We start from the raw sequence: 18,690 nt of genomic DNA, 5'->3' as shown, positions 1-18,690 counted from the left end.
CCCTTTCTTCTCATGTGAGTCGGTTTGCGCGCTCTCTAGCGTGTTCCGGCGAGGTGGGGAAGACTGTATGCGGTGGCATACCGGCACTGTGGCGCCGGGGCCATCCGTCGCGCAGCGCGGGAGCATATCTGCAGGCCGGGCCCGCGTGAGCGGGCGGCCAAGACAGTTTAGCGGGTGGTTTCGGTCAGTCGGCGCTTAACGTAGTCGCTGACGGTTTCGATCATCGGATCCATATGCGGCTCCTGAAAGAAGTGGTCGGCACCTTCCATTTCCTCATGGGTGACCGTGATGCCCTTTTGTTCGTGCAGCTTTTCCACCAGAGTGCGGGTATCGGCAGGGGGTGCTACCCGGTCTGCGGTCCCGTTAATAATCAGGCCCGACGACGGGCAGGGGGCCAAAAACGAAAAGTCATACATGTTCGCCGGTGGCGAAACGCTGATGAAGCCGGTGATCTCGGGGCGGCGCATCAAGAGCTGCATGCCGATCCAGGCACCAAAGGAAAACCCGGCGACCCAACAGTGTTTGGAATTGTTGTTCATCGACTGGAGGTAGTCCAGAGCCGATGCGGCATCGGACAGTTCGCCAACACCCTGATCGTATTCTCCTTGAGACCGCCCAACGCCGCGAAAATTGAAGCGCAGGACGGTGAAGCCCATGTTGTAAAATGCGTAGTGAAGATTATAAACAACCTTGTTGTTCATCGTGCCGCCGAATTGCGGATGTGGATGCAGAACAATGGCAATCGGTGCGTCGCGTTCTTTCTGGGGGTGATAGCGGCCTTGGATGCGGCCTTCGGGTCCGGGAAAGATGACCTCGGGCATAGGGGCGGTTCCTGTCTGTTAAGGGGTGCCGGGAGCAATGTTGACTACTTCGCTAGGACACCTTAGAATTCTTCTAAATTGGCGCGAGCGATAATTGCGCCGCAGCGTTGTTGGCACATACGCATTAAGGCTCAAAACGTCAATGTTTTGGGCGTGCATAGGTCTGGAAAGCCGAGGGTTTTTGGAATGAAACTGTCCACCAAGGGGCGTTACGCCATGGTCGCGTTGGCCGATATCGCGATGCAGCCCGAGGGAGAGTTGGTTACCTTGGGCGAAATTGCGCAGCGCCAGGATATCTCGCTGGCCTATCTTGAACAGCTTTTTGTGAGATTGCGGCGTGCCGAGCTTGTGGCGTCGGTGCGCGGGCCGGGCGGCGGGTACCGCCTAGCGCGGCCATCTGCCGATATTCGCGTGGTTGATGTCTTGACCGCCGTGGATGAGACGGTGGACGCCATGCACAAGGGGGCCGGCGTGTCGGGCGGGTTGTCCGGCAGTCGGGCTCAATCACTGACCAACCGCCTGTGGGAAGGATTGAGCGCTCATGTCTATGTGTTCTTGCATCAGACCCGATTGTCGGATGTCGTGCAGAATGAATTGGCACCATGTCCAGCGGTGCCCAATCTGTTCGCGGTGGTTGACGATGCGTAAACTTTCCGGCCCTGCAGGGGGGCGCCGCCCCCCAACGCCTTTGGCGCTTCCCCCCGGGGTATTTGAAGCCAGAAAGAAGCGGGTGTGATGGAGCGGAGCTATTTGGATCACAATGCCACGATGCCATTGCGGCCAGAGGCGCGCGCGGCGATGTGTGCGGCCATGGATTTGATCGGCAATCCGTCGTCGGTTCATGCCGAAGGGCGCGCGGCAAAATCCTTGATCGAGCGCGCGCGCGCGCAGGTGGCCGAAGCCTTTGGCGCTGAAGGGGCCGATGTTGTGTTTACCTCGGGGGCAACCGAGGCGGCGGCCCTTGCTTGCGCTGGGCGCGGCCTGCTGGGCGCGGGTATCGAGCATGACGCCGTCGCCGCCTGGGTCGAGACTGGATTGACGGTTGGAGCAGACGGGGCCGTGCAGGTGACGGATCCGGCGAAGTCGGTGCTGCAACTGGCGAATTCGGAAACCGGGATTGTGCAGGACCTGCCAGAGGGGCTGGCGGTCTGCGATGCGACGCAGGGCTTTGGGAAGCTGCCCTTTGCGTTCAACTGGTCGGGTGCGCAGATGGCGTTGATTTCGGCACATAAACTGGGCGGCCCGAAAGGTGTGGGCGCGTTGGTCGTGCGGCGCGGCACCGACTTGGCGGCGCAGTTACGTGGTGGCGGTCAGGAGATGGGGCGCCGGGCCGGCACCGAGAATCTGATCGGAATTGCCGGATTTGGCGCGGCCGCCGCTGCAGCAGCGCGCGATCTGGCAGATGGCAAGTGGGACAGAGTGTCCCTTTTGCGGGATAAATTGGAGCAGGTTCTTGTGACTGGCGCAAGTGTGACTATTTCTATCGGGAAAGAGTCGCGCCGTCTTCCCAATACGCTTTGCCTTGTCACACCGGGCTGGAAAGGCGAGACGCAGGTCATGCAGATGGATCTGGCCGGTTTCGGGATCAGCGCTGGATCGGCGTGTTCCAGCGGAAAGGTCAGTGCCAGCCGAGTGTTGCGTGCAATGGGATTTGACGAGCTTTCAGCGGCCAGCGCGATTCGTGTGTCGCTGGGGCTGGAGACGAGTGAGCAAGATGTGCTGCGCTTTGCCGATAGGTGGCTGGCCAGCGAAAAGAAACATCGCGCCCGTGCGGCGTGACGTGAAAGCAAAGAGGAGCGATCAAATGACCGCATTAGACCACAGCCAAGTTAAGGAAGGTGTCGATCAGGACACGGTTGATGCCGTACGCGAGGTCGGCAGCACCTATAAGCACGGCTGGTCGACCGATATCGAGATGGAATACGCTCCTAAAGGGTTAACCCATGATATCGTTCGTTTGATCAGCGAAAAAAACGAAGAACCGGAATGGATGACCGAGTGGCGGTTGGGAGCCTATGACCGCTGGTTAAAGATGGTCGAGCCGGACTGGGCAATGGTCGACTACCCAAAAATCGACTTTCAGGATCAGTATTATTACGCGCGTCCGAAATCGATGATGGTCAAACCGAAATCGCTGGATGAGGTCGATCCTAAGCTGCTGGCAACCTATGAAAAGCTGGGCATTCCGCTGCGTGAGCAAGCAATTCTTGCTGGTGTCGAAGGGGCCGAGGGCGCGCCTGCCGAAGGCCGCAAAGTCGCGGTGGACGCGGTGTTCGATAGTGTTTCGCTTGGCACAACATTTCAAGATGACCTGAAGAAGGCAGGGGTCATTTTCTGCTCGATCAGCGACGCAATTCGCGACTATCCCGACCTGGTAAAGAAATATCTCGGCACCGTGGTCCCGGTCTCGGACAACTATTATGCGACGCTGAATTCGGCCGTGTTCTCGGATGGTTCATTTGTTTATGTGCCGCCGGGGGTGCGTTGCCCGATGGAGTTGAGCACCTATTTCCGCATCAACGCCGAGAACACCGGCCAGTTCGAGCGCACCTTGATCATCGCCGACAAGGGATCCTATGTCAGCTATCTCGAAGGGTGCACCGCCCCGAAGCGGGACGAAGCGCAATTGCACGCCGCTGTGGTTGAGATCATCGTCGAGGAAGACGCCGAGGTGAAATACTCCACCGTCCAGAACTGGTATCCCGGCGACGAGGACGGCAAGGGCGGGATCTATAACTTCGTGACCAAACGTGCCGATTGCCGGGGCGACCGCTCCAAGGTGATGTGGACGCAGGTGGAAACCGGCGCAGCGGTGACGTGGAAATATCCCAGCTGCATTCTGCGTGGTGATGACAGCCAGGGCGAGTTCTATTCGATTGCCATCACCAACAACTGGCAGCAGGCTGATACCGGCACCAAGATGATCCATCTGGGCAAAAACACCAAATCGCGTATCGTCAGCAAGGGGATCAGCGCCGGCCAGGCGCAAAACACCTATCGCGGACTGGTGTCGATGCACCCGAAGGCTAAAAACGCGCGCAATTTCACGCAGTGTGACAGCCTGCTGATCGGCAGCAAATGCGGGGCGCATGCGATCCCCTATATCGAGGCTAAGAACAACTCCGCCCGGGTCGAGCATGAAGCGACCACGTCCAAAGTGGACGAGAACCAGTTGTTCTATTGCCGCTCGCGCGGGATGGACGAGGAAGAGGCCGTTGCACTGGTGGTCAATGGCTTCTGCAAGGACGTTCTACAAGCGTTGCCGATGGAGTTCGCCATGGAGGCGCAGCAATTGGTCGCGATTTCGCTGGAAGGCAGCGTCGGCTGACCCGGAGCGGGCAAAGAAGGGGCGCCGGACAGTTTCGCAATGCCTGTCCCGCCTCGGGCCGATCATTACAGCGCCGCCTGCGCGGCGTTGTAGGCAATACCTGAAACAGCCGGCGCATGACGCTGGGAATATGAGACAGATGACGAGGATATTATGCTGGAAATCAAAGACCTGCACGTCGAACTTGCCGAAGAAGACAAGGCAATCCTGAAAGGTGTGGACCTGAAAATCGAGGCCGGTAAGGTCCACGCGATTATGGGGCCGAATGGCTCGGGGAAATCGACACTGGCCTATGTGCTGTCTGGTCGTCCGGGCTATGAGGTCAAGCAGGGTACTGCCACGCTGGACGGCACCGACCTTTTGGAACTGGAGCCAGAGGAGCGCGCCGCAGCCGGTCTGTTTCAGGCGTTTCAGTACCCCGTGGAAATTCCCGGCGTCGGCAATATGACCTTCCTGCGCACAGCGGTAAACGCGCAGCGCAAGGCTCGCGGGCAGGAGGAGCTGAGCGCTGCGGAGTTCCTGAAAGAGGTGCGCGCCAAAGCCAAAGATCTGGAAATCGATGCCGAGATGCTGAAACGTCCGGTGAATGTGGGTTTTTCTGGCGGCGAGAAAAAGCGCAATGAAATCTTGCAGATGGCGATGCTAGAGCCGCGTATGTGCATGTTGGATGAAACCGATTCGGGGCTGGATGTCGACGCGATGAAGCTGGTTGCAACCGGCGTCAATGCGCTGCGTGACGAAGGGCGTGCGTTCATGGTTATTACCCATTACCAAAGACTGCTAGACCATATCAAACCGGATGTCGTGCACATCATGGCCGACGGACGAATCGTGAAAACGGGCGGCCCCGAACTGGCGCTTGAAGTCGAACACAATGGCTATGCCGATATTCTGGCTGAGGTGGCGTAAAAATGGCCCTTCCCAAGATTAAGGAAACCGCAACCGAGACCCGGCTTGCCGCGCTCAGTCTGCCAGAAGGGGGCTGGAGCGAACCTGCGCGCCGTGCGGCACTGGCAAGGGTGCAGAGTTCCGGCTTGCCGGATCGACGCGACGAATACTGGAAATTCACCCGCCCGGACGTTTTGGTAGGGCCGGATGCGCCGCACGCGAAGGCTCTGGAGACCGACGAAGGCGAGTTGTTTGACAGCTTTGATCGGCTGAAGATCGTTTTCGTGGATGGCGTATTTGACGCGCAAGCCTCGGACGATCTGAAATTAGAGGGCGTCAGTATTGAACGTCTGGCCGAGATCGCCGATCAAGACATCCATTGGGCGAGAGATCTGTACGGCACACTGGAAGAGCGCGCTCAGACCCCGGTGGCACGTCCACTGGCGGCGCTGAATACGGCCTTCGCGCCGGATGGCGTCGTAATTCGCGTCACTGGAAAACCAAGCAAGCCGATCAGCGTGGTCTATCACCACGTGGCAGAAGATTCTGATCCGATGCTGCACCATGTAATCCGGGTGGAATCTGGGGCCGAGGCTACGATTCTAGAAAATGGACCCGCTGGCGCGCGTTTCAGCAAGTGCATGGAAATCGACATCGCCGATGGTGGCAAGCTGCATCATATCCGTTCGCAAGGGCGCGACCATGAGCGCAGCGCCGTGACACATATCTTTGCGCGCTTGGGTGCTGAGTCCAGCTTCAAATCATTCACCATGACGGTGAACGGACACCTAACCCGCAATGAAGCGGTGGTGGAACTGACCGGTGATGATGCGATCGTTCATATCGCGGGAGCCTGTGTAGGCGACGGTGATTTTTTACATGACGATACCATCTTTATCACCCATGATGCGCTGAACTGCGAAAGCCGTCAGGTGTTCAAAAAGGTGCTGCGCAACGGCGCGGTGGGCGTCTTCCAGGGCAAGATCCTGGTGAAAGAGGGCGCACAGAAGACCGATGGTTATCAGCTTAGCCAAGCGCTGATGTTGGACGGTGACAGCCAGTTTCTGGCAAAGCCCGAGCTGGAAATATATGCCGATGACGTGGCGTGCTCGCACGGGTGCACCAGCGGGGAAATCGACGAAACCGCGCTGTTCTATCTGCGCTCTCGCGGTGTGCCGGAAGATCGCGCGGCGGATCTGCTGACGCTGGCATTTTTGGCCGAAGCGGTGGACGAGATCGAAGATCAAGCGATCGCCGAAGACATCGTTTCCCGGCTGGAAAACTGGCTCTCACGCCGACGCTGATGCCAGTGACCAATGACATCGCGGCAACCTATGCCGCGCCGGGGCGGGTCATGCGGCGCCTCATGACGATGGGCCAGCGCGAAGATCGCGCGCTGGCCTTTCTCATGGGTGCCTGCGTCATCGTATTTATTGCGCAGATGCCGCGCCTTGCGCGAGAGGCCCATCTGACGGGTGAGGATTTGAATATGCTGATGGGGGGCACCTTGCTGGCCTGGATCTTCATTGCTCCCTTGCTGATGTATGCGCTGGCGGGAGTTTCGCATTTGCTGGCGCGGATACTGGGCGGGAGGGGCGATTGGTTCGGGGCGCGTCTGGCGCTGTTCTGGTCGCTTCTGGCTTCAACCCCGTTATTGCTGCTGCACGGGCTGGTGGCCGGGTTCATCGGGCCCGGACCGGCGGTTTCGGGGGTTGGCTTTGTCTGGCTGGCGGTGTTTGTGTGGTTCTGGATTTCCACCCTAACAGTTGCCGAAAGGGCTCCGACATGACCGGTACCGACTGGCGCCCACTGACCGTTGCCACCATCACCGACCCAGCGGGAGCAGCCCGAACGCTGATCGGCCTTGGCCTGACGCGCGATGTGCTATGGACTGCGCTGTTGCTGGTGGCTGTGTTGAATGCCCTGTTGTTTGCGGTGTCCAACATTGCATTGCCGCCGCCCCCGGAGCTTAGTGTGCTGTTACCGGCGCCAATCCTGTATTTCGTCGTCGTCGCTGCTGGGTTGTCGCTGAGCGTGGTGTCGCTGCACGTATTTGGTCGACTGCTGGGCGGGACCGGCACGCTTGAAGATATCATGGTTCTGGTGGGCTGGATCCAGCTTCTGCGTGTGGCGATTCAGGCTGTCGCGTTGTTCCTTGCGTTGCTGGCGCCCGTGCTTTCGGCGATGGTGGTGCTGGCGGCTGTATTCTACGGTATCTTCATTATGCTGCACTTCATTAATCAGGCCCACAATTTTGGCTCGCTGATGCGTTCGGCTGGGGTTCTGCTGATCTCGGCGCTGGCGATCCTGCTGGTTCTGACGTTCATCCTGAGCTTTGTCGGAGGCTCGTTCCTGGAGGCATATGCCCATGTATGACATTGACAAGATTCGTGCCGATTTCCCGATCCTGTCGCGCAAGGTCAACAGCAAACCGCTGACCTATCTCGACAACGGAGCTTCGGCACAAAAGCCGCAAGTGGTCATCGACGCAATCACGCGTGGTTACGCCGAAGAATATTCCAATGTTCACCGGGGTTTGCACTATCTTTCCAATATCATGACCGAAAAATACGAAGCCGTACGCGGCATCGTGGCGCGTTTTCTGAACGCGTCCTCGGAACATGAAATCGTGCTGAATTCCGGCGCAACCCAAGGTATCAACATGGTCGCCTATGGCTGGGCCATGCCGCGGCTGCAGGCGGGCGACGAGATCGTCCTCTCGGTAATGGAACATCACGCCAATATTGTGCCCTGGCATTTCCTGCGTGAACGCCAAGGAGTTGTATTGAAATGGGTCGATGTGGATGCCACGGGAGCACTGGACCCGCAGGCGGTGATAGATGCCATCGGACCGCGTACGAAACTGGTCGCGGTCAGCCATTGCTCCAATGTGTTGGGGACCGTTGTTGATGTAAAGGCGATTACGCGAGGTGCCCATGACAAGGGCGTGCCGGTTCTGGTCGATGGCAGTCAGGCGGCGGTGCATATGCCTGTCGACGTTTCCGATATCGGATGTGATTTTTACGCGATCACCGGCCACAAGCTTTATGGACCATCGGGGTCGGGCGCGATCCATATCCGTCCCGAGCGCATGGCCGAGATGCGCCCATTCATCGGTGGCGGAGACATGATCCGCGAAGTCAGCAAGGACCGCGTGATCTATAATGATCCGCCGATGAAGTTCGAAGCCGGCACACCGGGCATCGTTCAGGCCATCGGAATGGGCGCGGCGCTGGAATATATGATGGACCTTGGGATGGAGCAGATCGCGGCGCATGAAGGGGTGTTGCGCGATTACGCGCTCGAGCGCCTTGGCGGGTTGAACTGGCTAACCTTACAGGGCACGGCGCCGAATAAGGCCGCGATTTTTTCCTTTACCCTGGAGGGCGCCGCACATGCCCACGATATCTCGACGATTCTTGACAAGAAGGGGGTGGCCGTGCGGGCGGGCCATCACTGTGCCGGTCCGTTAATGGATTTTCTAGGGATTTCTGCTACCTGCCGCGCTTCGTTTGGCCTGTACAACACCAAGGCCGAGGTTGATGTATTGGTTGAGGCTTTGGAACTGGCTCATGAACTGCTTGGTTGACTGTGGGTGAATTTGCGATTGCGGGCGGGGCACTGTCCCGTTATACCCCGTCCTCGTGACCTTAGCCCGTCAGGACCGCGACATTTCTTGCAGATGTCAGGTTCGGAGCTGCCGACGGTCGCAAGGAATGAGAGAAGTGAGACATTACGACCCTGCCCGAACTCCGTTGCGGGAACCAAGGGCACCCATAGCTCAGCTGGATAGAGCGTCGCCCTCCGAAGGCGAAGGCCTCAGGTTCGAATCCTGATGGGTGCACCATATATTTTTTAACCTATTGCTTTATAACGATATTTGCTGGCAATTGGGCACTTATGTCAGACGAGTGGGCACTTTCCGTTCCTGAAATGATCCGGCGCACGTCTGCCGCGCGGCCATAATGGTGCGCTTCTGATGCGGAATCGTGCCCTAGCCAAGCCATCCGCTGATCAAGCGTTGCGCCGTTCTCGCGCATGACGATTCCGCGCGACTTGCGCAGGCCGTGGGCGGTCTTTCCAGCGATTCCCGCAGCCCGTGCCGCAGTGGCAAACCATGCCCCGAAGGCTTTTGATGATCGAGCCTTGCCGGTTCGGGTGACGACCCAAGTCATGTGCCGGTCCCTTTGCGCCGCGATGGCGTTGGCCAGGTGCTGGTCTGGCTCTGCCCATTCAGGGGCGGGCGCAGTGAATGGCACCTCGACGCGCCCGCCTGTTTTCTGCTGCACATAGACCAGCCAGCCCTGCGCATCGACCATGCCGGGGCCAAGCCTCACGACATCACTGCGCCGCGCACCGGTCCAAAAGATCAGCTCAAACGCAAGTCGGTGCGGGGTATCGTATCCCCATCGCGCACGGAATGCCTCTATCTCTGCGCGATCCCACGGTGCGTGCCCTTCCGTCTTTGGAGTTTCTCGGGCGGTCACATCGCGGGCAGGGTCCATGTCCAGCAGCCCCGAGTTTACCCACCATTTGCCAAGAGCGCGCCAGACCTTGAGGCGATTGTTTGCCGGATGCGGTGGCAGCTTCGCAAGGTCCTTGCGGATGTGGCGGGGCAGCAGGTCGGCCATCATCGCCTTCCCATAGTCTGCTTCCAAGTGCTCCAGCATGCGCCGCCAGACAGCGCGGGTTGATGCGGCTCGGCTCAGGTAGTGGTCGGACGCCAGAAATGCCCTGATTCCGGCTCCGATGGTTCCGGTCTGATGATTGGGGCCAGGTTGCGGTCGTTCGTCAAATTGTTTTGCAGCAGCGGCATATTGTGCCAAGAATTCAGGGTGATCGGCAGGGAAGTCGGGCAGGGGAATGCGGCGACCGGCGCGGCGATAATAGTACCGGGTGCGCCCGCTCTTGAAGCGGCCATTCGCCATTAAGTATTTCAGCCGAACAGATCGTCGCACGTATTTTCACCCTTAGGCTCATCATAAGGCAGCGAGTCGGCATAGGCGTCAAGGTCGCGGGCGTCATAGAGGCGCCGTGACCCCAGCGCGCGCCGGGGGATTGGCAGCAGTCGTAATGTGCTGACGGACACCGCAAGATACTCAGCCGCCAGCGGTGCGGACAGCAATCTAGGCGTGACACGCAGCGGGGCCATGTCTATTCGCCCTCTGGCGCGGGCTGCGTTGTCAGCATCACGGGCGGATGCCCGGTGCCGATGATGGTCAACCGAACCGCCCCGCCATTGGCAAGGTCCGCCATCTCGCGGGGCGCTGGCTCCCACACGCTGGTCATGGTGTTCACGCCGCCGATTTCTTCGTCGCGGATGGCCAGCGCATAATATTCATTCTGGGTCTCAGCGAGGACGCGGGTTGCGTTGGAAATTCGGAGGGGCTGCATCAGTTCGCCCTTCCACGCGTAGCCTTCATGACCGCGATGGCCCGCTCTTGGAAACGTTCAATTTCGGCTCGCCAGTGTGACATAAAGTCGAGATCGCCGTTTGTTGGATCTTCCTCCTCATCGAGGCTGGCAAGAAGGAGCGCGTTGATTTCCTGCGCGCCGGCAAAGAAGGCAATACGCAGGGCGTTCACCTGGTCGGGCGCCGCGCCGGGATAGACCGCCCGCTGAAACACCTTGAAGGTGGTGTCCATGAGCTTGCCGTGACGGGCAAGCTTCCGGATTTTCGGGCGCGACAGAGCGCGGAGTTCCTTGGGCGTCATGTCTGCCTCCATTCAGATCAGGGTGTAAAACAGGATGCAGAGCAGCAGGCCGATCGGGGCCGCGAGGATGATCAGCGCGGGGCCGATCCAGGCAATGCGGCGGGCGCGCTGGATGCTGGCGATCCTTCTGTCGTTTTCGGCGGCGCGCGCCACTTCGTCGATGATCCACTGGTCGCGCCAGTCGTGGTGGACATCATTCATGCCAAAGCCCTCCGATGTGCGTCTGCCGCAGGAGATGCAGCGAAATCTTGTTGTATGCGATCGCGGGCTGTAGCGTTTGTGCTGGGTACGCCCTTACACGACGCACCCAGCCGCATCCCCTTGTTGCAAGCCCTGAAGGAGACACGATTCAAAATGGGAGATACGAGATGGGCCAAGAAGCCGACGAAACCGACGAAACCGATCCCGATCGTCACGCCACCGCAAAGGCCGATGCCACCGGTACCCCAGCCGGATCGATTTCCGCCGGGGGTGAAACCGCCGAAAAAGCCACCGAAATAGAGCTTGTGCGCTTCGACTTGCTGCGATGCGCGCTTTATCACGACATCAGTCAGCACTGGCTTGGGCGCATCCATCGCGGCCTGACCTTTCTCATGATTGTTCTGGGGTCTGGCGCAATCGCCGGATTTGGGGCCAGCTATCCGATAGTTGGTCAGGCTGCGGGCGCGCTGATTGCTGTTATAGGCGCTGCATCGCTTGTCTGGGGCTTCGGCGAATCCGCCGTGCTCCACGCGGACCTGCGCCGCCGTTACTATGGTCTGCTTGCTGAGCTTGAGCGCGGAGCCGACATGGCTGACGTCAAGGCAAGAATGACTACGATCTATTCTGACGAGCCGCCAGTCAGCAATCGCATCAACAAGCGAGCGCACAATCAGGCGGGACAATCCCTGTTCGGAGATGACTTCAATCGGGCGTGATCCGATCATGCCAGCGTCCCTCCGAAGATCAGCGGCGCGGGGCCGGTGATGCCGAGCTCGACGGCGCGGGCGTGGATCCGGGGGCGGATGCGTTCAAGGACCGGATCAGCCGTGACGACACAGTGCCGCGACGCGCCGATATGGCGGGGATCGACGCCTTGGCCTCGGGCTTCCTTGAGGATGCGCCATGCCGCCGAATAAAGGTGCGGGCGATCGATGTAGTGCTCGGGGTGGGTGGCGACAAAGCGGGCGGTTTCGGTGTTTTGGTGGGAGCTCATATTGTCAGCCTCCGAAAGCGTGGGCGGCCAGCGGGCCGGCATAGAGGGTAAGGAAGATCGCGGCGCCGCCGACTACGTCGATGATGAAGGCGATTCGGTTAGTGCAGACCATTGCGGCTTCCCTTGTGCTCGATATAGATCGATTATGCATAGCGCATAGCCCGGAGTCAATGCTCGATGCATAGAGGGTATGCGGGATGTAGATCGCCAAAGAATCACCTGATATGCTGGAATGGAAAAACCGGCGCGGGGACTGATGGGGGAGGTGGTATGGCGCTAGCAGAATCGAGCACAGCTCGGCATCCTGTCCGGATATGTGCGGGGGATAAAATTATGCGCCGGGATGACGATTTGATCCGAACGTTGATGCCGGATTTTGAGGACAGCGACGAGCCGCTTTTATTAGCGGCTAAGCATCTTAGTATGACCCATGAGGAATGTAGGCGATACTATCACCTAAAGTGCCTAGCTGACGCTGGGTTTCTGGAGGAGAGTGGACGTTATGGTGGAATTTTCAGGATGACAAACGCCGGTCATGATTTCTGCGCGGCGATCCGGGACGACAAAATTTGGCAAAAAACCAAAGTAGCATCCGCGAGTATGGCGGGAGTAAGTCTCGGAATCATGAAAGATATTGGCGTCGGCTATTTGCGCGCTAAGCTCGCCGAAATGGGTGTTCCACTTGGATAGGTGGCACGATGCTGATCGCTGCCGGTGGTTGTTTCCAGCCACCGGCGACGAAGAAAAACCCCGCCGGAGCGGGGGTTGAGGGTTTGGGGTTAGGAGCAGCCGAAGTATCTCTTGATTTTTCGTGGGGTGTGCGGCGATGTGCAGACTCCATTCCTAACTCGCAGAAAGGTCTGTGCATTCATCTCCTTACGGATTTTAAAGATGCCTTGGTGAATGCCTGCGTTAAGCTTTACGGCTTCTCGCACAGATGCTTTGCGGTAAAGGATGTAAGATTGGTGGCGCAACCAGGGATGTTCATGCGCCTCAATCCGGCAGGTAGGATCGCAGAGGTCGTTGGTCCACGTGGTAATGGACACGATTAGATTGAGGCCGTTAGCGTCTGTGTCATTGCATATCACATGAAGATGCGGGCGCGCGCTGTCGTGAGAGGGGCCAGATGGGATGAGAATAGTCCCTGCACGCCGAAAAGACATTCGGAATCAGAGCGTCTGAAAAATACGGTCAATGTGGTCGAAATCGCGCACAGTGGCAACCTGTTCTTCCACGTTGGGTATGTTGAGGTGTCCCATAATCCGCTCTAGCGGGATAACCCATGAGGAACTACCAGGGTTCTCCCACTCAGGAATGTTGGCTTGGACGTGTGTCCAGTCGCGCAGCTGCCATTTTCCCATATGCCCGAAGCGATCCCAGGTCGCATTTAAGGCTTCAATATCGGCCTCGCTAAGTTCATCGAGGTCATCCTCGGTCAAGTCGGGTCGGGCAAGGGAAATCTTATTGTCTTCGCGATCGCGTAGATACAATGACCAGCCAGTATTAGCTGGGTCACACTCGCCGTTTATCATCGAGTAGGTGTCGGAGTTCACAGGCCCGTGTTTCATTGAGACCCGGTCTTCGTCCTGAATGGGGAAGCCGAAGCGGCTGATGCTTTCACGATCCGCAAGGTATACGAGCTTTACCGCTTTGATAACGGCAAGCGGTAGCGCACCGTTCTTCATAACGAAGAACGCGATTGTCTGTGCAGCTTTTCGGGCGTTGTAAGTCATGTCTCCACCATCAGGCGCGTCTTGCGCCAATTAACAAATTAAGAGACGTTCGGTTGCCCTCTACATATAGGGACGAGCCCTTCTTAAGTCTACAGGTATCAAACGTCTACCCCGCCCGCGCCGCGCCTTTCTCTCCAGATCCACGGGTCAATGAGGCCGGGCGCGAGAGCGCCGGAGGCTCATATTTACCAGTTGCAAGCCTCGCGAAGTGGCGCGATCTCCTCCTCTAGTCCGGAAATGTTAAATGTCATCTCGACAGGTGATTCGCTGAATGGAGTGGCGCGGACATAAAGGCTGACCCCGCCGAACATCGCCTTTATGAAGGGAATAGAAGATGCTCCGTTCCAGAGGCCTAGAGCCTTATTGTCAGTCGATGCTCTCATGCTTGACCTCGCAGCCTTCCTGTCATCTATGCGGTAGTCTACTCGACCCTTGCCTTGAATGTCGGCCATAAAGTGTCCGCCCCAAGTAAGGTATATGGAGGTCGTATTCTCTTGGCAGCGAATGATCAGATTGCCCGCGGATGACCCGCCAAGCTGTTGAGTTATTGAGTTGTCGCTATCGACTGCCATTACGACAGTAGTGCTGTCGTCTAGCTTTGACTTGTCGATTCGAACATCCCAGTCGCTAGCGGTTTCTACTATCTCAGTGACCTTATATGAGTGATCGAAACAGTTGAGTCGATCATCTGGGTCCGCAATCTTAGCGCACTCCTCTTGCGCGGCTGCCGCTTCCATAGAGATCATCAAAATTGTGGTTGCCATAAGTCCACGCATCAAATTAATCCTCAATAGTCTAAACTTTTCGCCCATACCAAAGTACTTTCCCAACAACATTTAGGTCGCCTTTGCTGGCCTCAATGTCGCGAAAAGCGGTGTTATCCGAGATGATAGTCACGTGTCCGGGCTTGGCGGATCTGCCGACTCGCTTCACGTGTAGCGCATCATCAAAGCGGATTACAAAAAGGCCGTCAAAGCTGAGGTTTGTCTTCGAGGTGTCAAGTAGAACCACATCATCATCCACCAGCGTCGGGTCCATGCTGTCGCCCTTGACGCTGATGATCGCGAGGTTCGTAGGGCTGCTGCTGGTCAGCTTTTTCAGGTAGTCGGGTGGGAACGCGAGGCTGTAGATTTCGGCTTCGTACTCGACCACCGTTCCATTGCCGGCGCTGGCGGCGACGTCATAGACTGGTACCAGGGCTGCATTGCTGGGCGCTGGCTCGCCGTCTTCCACGCGGTCAATATTTTCGTCGCCGTATAAAAGCCAGTGAGCGGTGACGCGGAAGGCCTTTGCATAGCGCTGTGCTGTTTCAGCACGAAAGCCCCGCGAGCCATTCTCATGGGCGGCATAGGTTGGGTATGGCCAGCCAAAGGCGCCGGCTGCATCGGCGGCAGTTTCATAGCCTGCTTTTTCGCGAGCTTCTTTAAGTCGATCGTATATTGCATTCATGCATTGCTCTTAGCTGGTTTGTCTATGCAATAGGCATTGACAGGAAAAAATACATAACGCATATAGTTATGCATGAAGCATATCCTCACCCTTTGGCCGTCTATGGCCGCGCTCGCTAAGGACATCGGGTGCCCTTACCCAACGGTTGCGGCCTGGCGTCATCGGCAAAGCATTCCGGCCCACTATGACGTCGCATTAGTTGAGGCGGCTCAACGGCGCGGTCTTGAGCTGACGCTTGAAAGAATCGCCCTTGAGAGGGCGCAAAGTCACAGGGAAAAAACGGGGGCCAGCCAATGACCCCCGCAACCATTCGTAAAAACAACAATCCAATTTCCTCCTCACTCCACAAGCATGGAGTAACCCCATTGAAAAATCTTGCGAGTAATTCGGTTGATCACGAAACCGCCAGCCGCCGCTGGTTCGCGGCGCTGCTCTGGCGGGCGTTCCCGTCCTCATCGGAACATGAAATCTCACACAAGGCCGCGCGGGTGCTCGATGTGTCACCGCGGCAGGTTCAGAACTGGCTGCGCTGCAACAATGACGCCTCGTTGAGATACGTCACTGCGGTCGCACTGATCGCCGGTGTTGAGTTCGGCCTGTCCAGCTTCGGAGGGCGTCCGTGAAGGTCTTTACTTACATCAAAGCCCGTTGGTTCGAGGCCCGCTCCGAGCGGGCCTTGTCCAAGTATTTTCGGCTGAAATCAAAAGCGGAAAAATATTTCCACATGATCGGAGGAGTGCAGTGATTGCTTGTTTGGGCCCAGAGTGGATCAAGATCGATGGTGTCCGTTTTGTGCGGCACAGTAAACCCGAGGTCAGTGAGAGTTATGCCCAGTCTCTTTCTCGGCTTGGGCTGCCAGCTCCAGGAGGAGACGGCCTAACTCGGCTGCTCGGTGCGCGTCTGGTGCGCTGCAGTGAGCCTGCTGTTGGGGAAAAGCCCCAGTTGGCAACATGAATACCCGGTTCGACAACCTGCTTTCTCCGTCCTCATCGGGGGTTTGCCTGGCCGGGAAACTGGGACGGCGTGCGCATGGGGATGTCCGCGCCGTCCACCTTTCTTTCAAGGGAGCGTTTTCATGAATTTTCCAACACCTGATCTTATTCCGCTGATCGAAGCGCGCATGGTCCGGGTGAGTGAGCCTAAGCCTGGGCCTGGGCCAATGCTGCCAGAGGGCATCGCGTTATCTATGCGTGCAGGCGCCACTGGTGACATCATTCCGATGCTGACGCCAGTGCGTATGATCCGCGGCCATGGGGAGCATTGATCATGGCCGCGCTGCATCACTCGTCCGTGTCGATCGGATTGCAGGGCTGTCCGTTTGTGTTCAGCCAGCCTGCCGCGACGCCGCCTGCGGTAATGGTGCGCGCCAGCGAGAAGGCGACGATCGGGTTGAGGTTGAGCGTGACCTCGGATCCGTCCGCCTGGCGAAAGCGTGCCGCGATACCATCGGGTAGGGCGTGCAGCGCAAGGCCGGTGGTTCGGGGAATTTCATCCGCGTTGGGGTATTCGATCGGGCTTGGGCGCTTCGTTTCTGCGGCCTCTTCCCATTGGGTCATCTCCAAATCGGAGAAGCGTTTTCTTCCTGCCATGTCTGTTCGCGCCTCCTTCTGCGCCGCGGGGGTAGGTGAGGTCCACTTGACCTGTCGGACCGCTGATAGCACGGCACAAAGGCAGGTGTCCCGGCCCGTTTTGGCCGCGCGGCGTCACAACCATTGCCATAACCGAACATCCGCGCGTGGGCTTTCCTTGCCTGTCTGGGTCGCGACCGAGGGGGGCGCGTCGCGCGGAATGGCCCCCCTAATTCCCTCCCGAAGCCGGGGCGCAGACGGTTTGCGTCCCGGTGCGGTGGCGGGGGTGACGATATGAAACGTTCGGAGATACTGGCGACAGCCAATGAGTATGTGAGCCGCGATCGCGCAGCCACACATGGCGATGCAGAGCGCAATTTCGGTCGAATTGCAGCCTATTGGTCGGCGCATCTGGATGTGCCAGTGGGCGCGGATGATGTGGCCGTGATGATGGTCCTTCTCAAGTGCGCGCGGATCAAGAGCAATCCGGCTCACATGGACAACTGGATAGATGGCTGCGGATATCTTGCCTGCGGTGGCGAGATCGCGGCACAGCGGCGCACAGCGGATGATGCGGACAAGGCGCTGACGGCGGCGTTGGCGTCCGGTCGGCGCTGTGATGAGGGCGGACCCTACGGCGAGAATAACGGCCCGGTTTCCGGTCGCACCAAAGCTCAGGACTGTCAGGTTAAACAGTGCAAGACGCACATCCTCGCGGAGCAGCACTTTGCGCGTGACCGTGATCCGTGGGTGGCGGCATGAGGCCTTGGGCGAGGATCAGGGTTCCGGACGATGTCGAGTTTCGGCAGCTGTGGGGCAGTGGTGCTACGGTTGAGAAGATCGGCGAGCGTTACGGCGTGAGCGGGCCAGCTATCAGCAAGGCGGCGCGGCGGTACGGTTACGATCCGCGCATGGTAACCCGCGGGGATGGTTATGTGCGCCGCAAGCGCGCGCAGAAGAAGCGGCCGGCAGCGAAGGTCGCGCTCGCGATAGTAGCGTCGGAGAGAGAGGTTCCCGCAGGCGAGCGCCGTCTGATGGTGGCGCGGGAGCGGGGCACTATACCGTTTCCGGATTTCTGGACGCTGGATCGCGACCTGCAGTTGCTGCGCTGTCAGGGTCGGTATGAGGCGATGAATAATTTGTCGCTGGAATTGGGGATTTCCTATTCGCGCCTGCTGTCGCGCTGGCATGTTCTGAGGACTTTGTGATGGACCGCGCGCAAAAGGCGCAGGCGGCGCTGATCACAACAGCAGTGGCCCTGGTCACGGGCGCATGGTCCGGGCCGAACGCGGATCTGTGGCGCGAGGTTCTGACCGGCGCGCTGAAAGAGGTCGACAAGTGTTCGTCGCATCTGAAGCCAGTGCGCGACTGCGCGGTTGCCTTTGTTTCGGCAGATGGCGATCGGGCGCGGGCGGCTGAACTGGTCTATCTGCAGCGCGCCCTGCGCAAGTTTTATGAGCATCAGGCGTCTACTCACTGGGACGCCCTGAACTCCGGGGAGGCGCAGCATGACTGAGCAACAGCGTATCGAGGCGCTGGAGACCTGGCGCGCGGACATGCTCCGGGAAATGCGGCTGGAAAAGACCTGTGGTCAGCTGGCGCTTATCCTGATGTCGATCCCGGAAGAGGATATTCCGGGCGTCGCCGAGTTGATGCAGGGCTGGCTGGAATACGTGTCGGCCGGCATGCCGGATGTAGATATCTGGAGCAAGCTGCGGTCTGATGCCGGATTTTGGGCCGATATCGCCACCACAGCAGAGATCGAGGCTTATGTCGGTGCCGGATTGCGGCGCATCGAGCGCGCCACATTTGCCGAAAGCGCACGCAAGCGCATCTTCGTGGATCTGTGGGAGCAGATGAGCAATGCCGATCGGCATGCATTCATGGCGCGCGTTGATCCGGAGGGGAATTTCCAGAGAGGCGCAGCGTGACCGTCGTGTCGCCAGAAGAGGTCGACCGGCTGCTGCGTTACCTGCCGATTTTGGTGCGTGATC

The 18,690-nt window shown here is 58.5% G+C and carries 27 protein-coding genes and 1 tRNA gene; 17 read left to right on the top strand and 11 right to left on the bottom strand.

Annotated elements, in window-relative coordinates:
* Positions 1-167: 167 nt before the first annotated feature.
* On the bottom strand, positions 168-821 hold the full coding sequence (locus JAO82_RS00590; protein WP_198684395.1) for an alpha/beta hydrolase: 654 nt from the start codon (positions 819-821) through the stop codon (positions 168-170).
* Positions 822-1,007: 186 nt separating this feature from the next.
* On the opposite strand from JAO82_RS00590, the gene iscR reads away from it, so the two are divergent.
* The 9 genes from iscR to JAO82_RS00545 all read left to right on the top strand — a co-directional run bounded on the left by iscR (position 1,008) and on the right by JAO82_RS00545 (position 8,884).
* The gene (gene iscR, locus JAO82_RS00585) at positions 1,008-1,469 is read left to right on the top strand and encodes a Fe-S cluster assembly transcriptional regulator IscR (RefSeq protein ID WP_198684394.1); all 462 of its coding nucleotides are present in this window, start codon (positions 1,008-1,010) and stop codon (positions 1,467-1,469) included.
* Positions 1,470-1,556: 87 nt separating this feature from the next.
* Positions 1,557-2,600, top strand: coding sequence for a cysteine desulfurase family protein (locus JAO82_RS00580; RefSeq protein WP_198684393.1), 1,044 nt, complete (start codon positions 1,557-1,559; stop codon positions 2,598-2,600).
* Between the two features lie 25 nt (positions 2,601-2,625).
* Entirely contained in the window at positions 2,626-4,149 is a 1,524-nt protein-coding gene (gene sufB, locus JAO82_RS00575; RefSeq protein ID WP_198684392.1) for a Fe-S cluster assembly protein SufB, read from the top strand.
* Positions 4,150-4,302: 153 nt separating this feature from the next.
* The gene (sufC, locus tag JAO82_RS00570; protein ID WP_198684391.1) at positions 4,303-5,058 is read left to right on the top strand and encodes a Fe-S cluster assembly ATPase SufC; all 756 of its coding nucleotides are present in this window, start codon (positions 4,303-4,305) and stop codon (positions 5,056-5,058) included.
* Between the two features lie 2 nt (positions 5,059-5,060).
* Positions 5,061-6,341, top strand: coding sequence for a SufB/SufD family protein (locus JAO82_RS00565; RefSeq protein ID WP_198684390.1), 1,281 nt, complete (start codon positions 5,061-5,063; stop codon positions 6,339-6,341).
* Positions 6,341-6,826 (top strand): YIP1 family protein, encoded by a 486-nt coding sequence (locus JAO82_RS00560; RefSeq protein ID WP_198684389.1) that lies wholly within the window; start codon positions 6,341-6,343, stop codon positions 6,824-6,826. The genes JAO82_RS00565 and JAO82_RS00560 overlap by 1 nt, the downstream gene beginning before the upstream one ends.
* Positions 6,823-7,413: a YIP1 family protein gene (locus tag JAO82_RS00555; protein ID WP_198684388.1), complete on the top strand. Its 591-nt coding sequence runs from the start codon at positions 6,823-6,825 to the stop codon at positions 7,411-7,413. Before JAO82_RS00560 ends, JAO82_RS00555 begins: the two co-directional genes overlap by 4 nt.
* Positions 7,406-8,626: a cysteine desulfurase gene (locus JAO82_RS00550; RefSeq protein WP_198684387.1), complete on the top strand. Its 1,221-nt coding sequence runs from the start codon at positions 7,406-7,408 to the stop codon at positions 8,624-8,626. The genes JAO82_RS00555 and JAO82_RS00550 overlap by 8 nt, the downstream gene beginning before the upstream one ends.
* A 181-nt stretch (positions 8,627-8,807) precedes the next feature.
* Positions 8,808-8,884: transfer RNA gene (locus tag JAO82_RS00545), tRNA-Arg, on the top strand.
* A 13-nt stretch (positions 8,885-8,897) separates the two neighbouring features.
* On the opposite strand, the gene JAO82_RS14405 is transcribed toward JAO82_RS00545, so the two are convergent.
* Genes JAO82_RS14405 through JAO82_RS00520 form a run of 5 tightly spaced genes read right to left on the bottom strand, consistent with a single transcriptional unit; the run spans position 8,898 to position 10,952 of the window.
* Complete coding sequence (locus JAO82_RS14405) at positions 8,898-9,995, bottom strand: tyrosine-type recombinase/integrase (protein WP_198684386.1); 1,098 nt, start codon at positions 9,993-9,995, stop codon at positions 8,898-8,900.
* Complete coding sequence (locus JAO82_RS00535; protein ID WP_198684385.1) at positions 9,974-10,189, bottom strand: DNA-binding protein; 216 nt, start codon at positions 10,187-10,189, stop codon at positions 9,974-9,976. The genes JAO82_RS14405 and JAO82_RS00535 overlap by 22 nt, the downstream gene beginning before the upstream one ends.
* A 2-nt stretch (positions 10,190-10,191) precedes the next feature.
* Positions 10,192-10,431 (bottom strand): hypothetical protein, encoded by a 240-nt coding sequence (locus tag JAO82_RS00530; RefSeq protein ID WP_198684384.1) that lies wholly within the window; start codon positions 10,429-10,431, stop codon positions 10,192-10,194.
* Positions 10,431-10,751, bottom strand: coding sequence for a hypothetical protein (locus tag JAO82_RS00525; protein WP_198684383.1), 321 nt, complete (start codon positions 10,749-10,751; stop codon positions 10,431-10,433). Before JAO82_RS00525 ends, JAO82_RS00530 begins: the two co-directional genes overlap by 1 nt.
* Positions 10,752-10,763: 12 nt before the next feature.
* Complete coding sequence (locus JAO82_RS00520; protein WP_198684382.1) at positions 10,764-10,952, bottom strand: hypothetical protein; 189 nt, start codon at positions 10,950-10,952, stop codon at positions 10,764-10,766.
* 167 nt (positions 10,953-11,119) lie between these two features.
* Between JAO82_RS00520 and JAO82_RS00515 the strand changes: the two genes are divergently transcribed.
* The gene (locus tag JAO82_RS00515; RefSeq protein WP_198684381.1) at positions 11,120-11,668 is read left to right on the top strand and encodes a hypothetical protein; all 549 of its coding nucleotides are present in this window, start codon (positions 11,120-11,122) and stop codon (positions 11,666-11,668) included.
* Between the two features lie 5 nt (positions 11,669-11,673).
* On the opposite strand, the gene JAO82_RS00510 is transcribed toward JAO82_RS00515, so the two are convergent.
* Positions 11,674-11,946 carry a hypothetical protein gene (locus JAO82_RS00510; RefSeq protein ID WP_198684380.1) on the bottom strand — a complete coding sequence of 91 codons (273 nt, stop codon included), beginning with the start codon at positions 11,944-11,946 and terminating at the stop codon, positions 11,674-11,676.
* 333 nt (positions 11,947-12,279) lie between these two features.
* Here JAO82_RS00510 and JAO82_RS00505 point away from each other — a divergent pair, with 333 nt between their 5' ends.
* Positions 12,280-12,636, top strand: a complete 357-nt coding sequence (locus tag JAO82_RS00505) for a DUF2513 domain-containing protein (protein ID WP_198684379.1) — start codon at positions 12,280-12,282, stop codon at positions 12,634-12,636.
* Positions 12,637-13,115: 479 nt separating this feature from the next.
* Here JAO82_RS00505 and JAO82_RS00500 read toward each other — a convergent pair whose 3' ends face one another.
* The 3 genes from JAO82_RS00500 to JAO82_RS00490 all read right to left on the bottom strand — a co-directional run bounded on the left by JAO82_RS00500 (position 13,116) and on the right by JAO82_RS00490 (position 15,128).
* The gene (locus JAO82_RS00500) at positions 13,116-13,679 is read right to left on the bottom strand and encodes a Panacea domain-containing protein (protein WP_198684378.1); all 564 of its coding nucleotides are present in this window, start codon (positions 13,677-13,679) and stop codon (positions 13,116-13,118) included.
* A gap of 185 nt (positions 13,680-13,864) precedes the next feature.
* Entirely contained in the window at positions 13,865-14,491 is a 627-nt protein-coding gene (locus JAO82_RS00495) for a type VI secretion system-associated protein TagO (protein WP_198684377.1), read from the bottom strand.
* On the bottom strand, positions 14,475-15,128 hold the full coding sequence (locus JAO82_RS00490; RefSeq protein WP_198684376.1) for a LexA family transcriptional regulator: 654 nt from the start codon (positions 15,126-15,128) through the stop codon (positions 14,475-14,477). Before JAO82_RS00490 ends, JAO82_RS00495 begins: the two co-directional genes overlap by 17 nt.
* A gap of 365 nt (positions 15,129-15,493) precedes the next feature.
* Between JAO82_RS00490 and JAO82_RS00485 the strand changes: the two genes are divergently transcribed.
* Together JAO82_RS00485 and JAO82_RS00480 are read left to right on the top strand one after the other, a co-directional pair.
* Positions 15,494-15,751: a hypothetical protein gene (locus JAO82_RS00485; RefSeq protein WP_198684375.1), complete on the top strand. Its 258-nt coding sequence runs from the start codon at positions 15,494-15,496 to the stop codon at positions 15,749-15,751.
* 452 nt (positions 15,752-16,203) lie between these two features.
* On the top strand, positions 16,204-16,392 hold the full coding sequence (locus tag JAO82_RS00480; protein ID WP_198684374.1) for a hypothetical protein: 189 nt from the start codon (positions 16,204-16,206) through the stop codon (positions 16,390-16,392).
* 16 nt (positions 16,393-16,408) lie between these two features.
* On the opposite strand, the gene JAO82_RS00475 is transcribed toward JAO82_RS00480, so the two are convergent.
* Positions 16,409-16,717 (bottom strand): hypothetical protein, encoded by a 309-nt coding sequence (locus JAO82_RS00475; RefSeq protein ID WP_198684373.1) that lies wholly within the window; start codon positions 16,715-16,717, stop codon positions 16,409-16,411.
* Positions 16,718-16,990: 273 nt separating this feature from the next.
* Here JAO82_RS00475 and JAO82_RS00470 point away from each other — a divergent pair, with 273 nt between their 5' ends.
* The 4 genes from JAO82_RS00470 to JAO82_RS00455 are packed head-to-tail and all read left to right on the top strand — an operon-like array spanning position 16,991 to position 18,627.
* Entirely contained in the window at positions 16,991-17,458 is a 468-nt protein-coding gene (locus JAO82_RS00470) for a DUF6378 domain-containing protein (protein ID WP_198684372.1), read from the top strand.
* A complete protein-coding gene (locus tag JAO82_RS00465) occupies positions 17,455-17,904 on the top strand; it encodes a hypothetical protein (protein ID WP_198684371.1) in 450 nt (149 codons plus the stop codon). Before JAO82_RS00470 ends, JAO82_RS00465 begins: the two co-directional genes overlap by 4 nt.
* Entirely contained in the window at positions 17,904-18,212 is a 309-nt protein-coding gene (locus JAO82_RS00460; protein WP_198684370.1) for a hypothetical protein, read from the top strand. Before JAO82_RS00465 ends, JAO82_RS00460 begins: the two co-directional genes overlap by 1 nt.
* Complete coding sequence (locus JAO82_RS00455; protein ID WP_198684369.1) at positions 18,205-18,627, top strand: hypothetical protein; 423 nt, start codon at positions 18,205-18,207, stop codon at positions 18,625-18,627. The genes JAO82_RS00460 and JAO82_RS00455 overlap by 8 nt, the downstream gene beginning before the upstream one ends.
* Positions 18,628-18,690 lie beyond the last annotated feature (63 nt).

Origin of the sequence: Pontibaca salina (assembly GCF_016307205.1) — a bacterium.
Taxonomy (GTDB): Bacteria; Pseudomonadota; Alphaproteobacteria; order Rhodobacterales; family Rhodobacteraceae; genus Pontibaca; species Pontibaca salina.
Note: the sequence above shows the minus strand (reverse complement) of the source record. Positions and strands in the feature narration are given on the sequence as shown.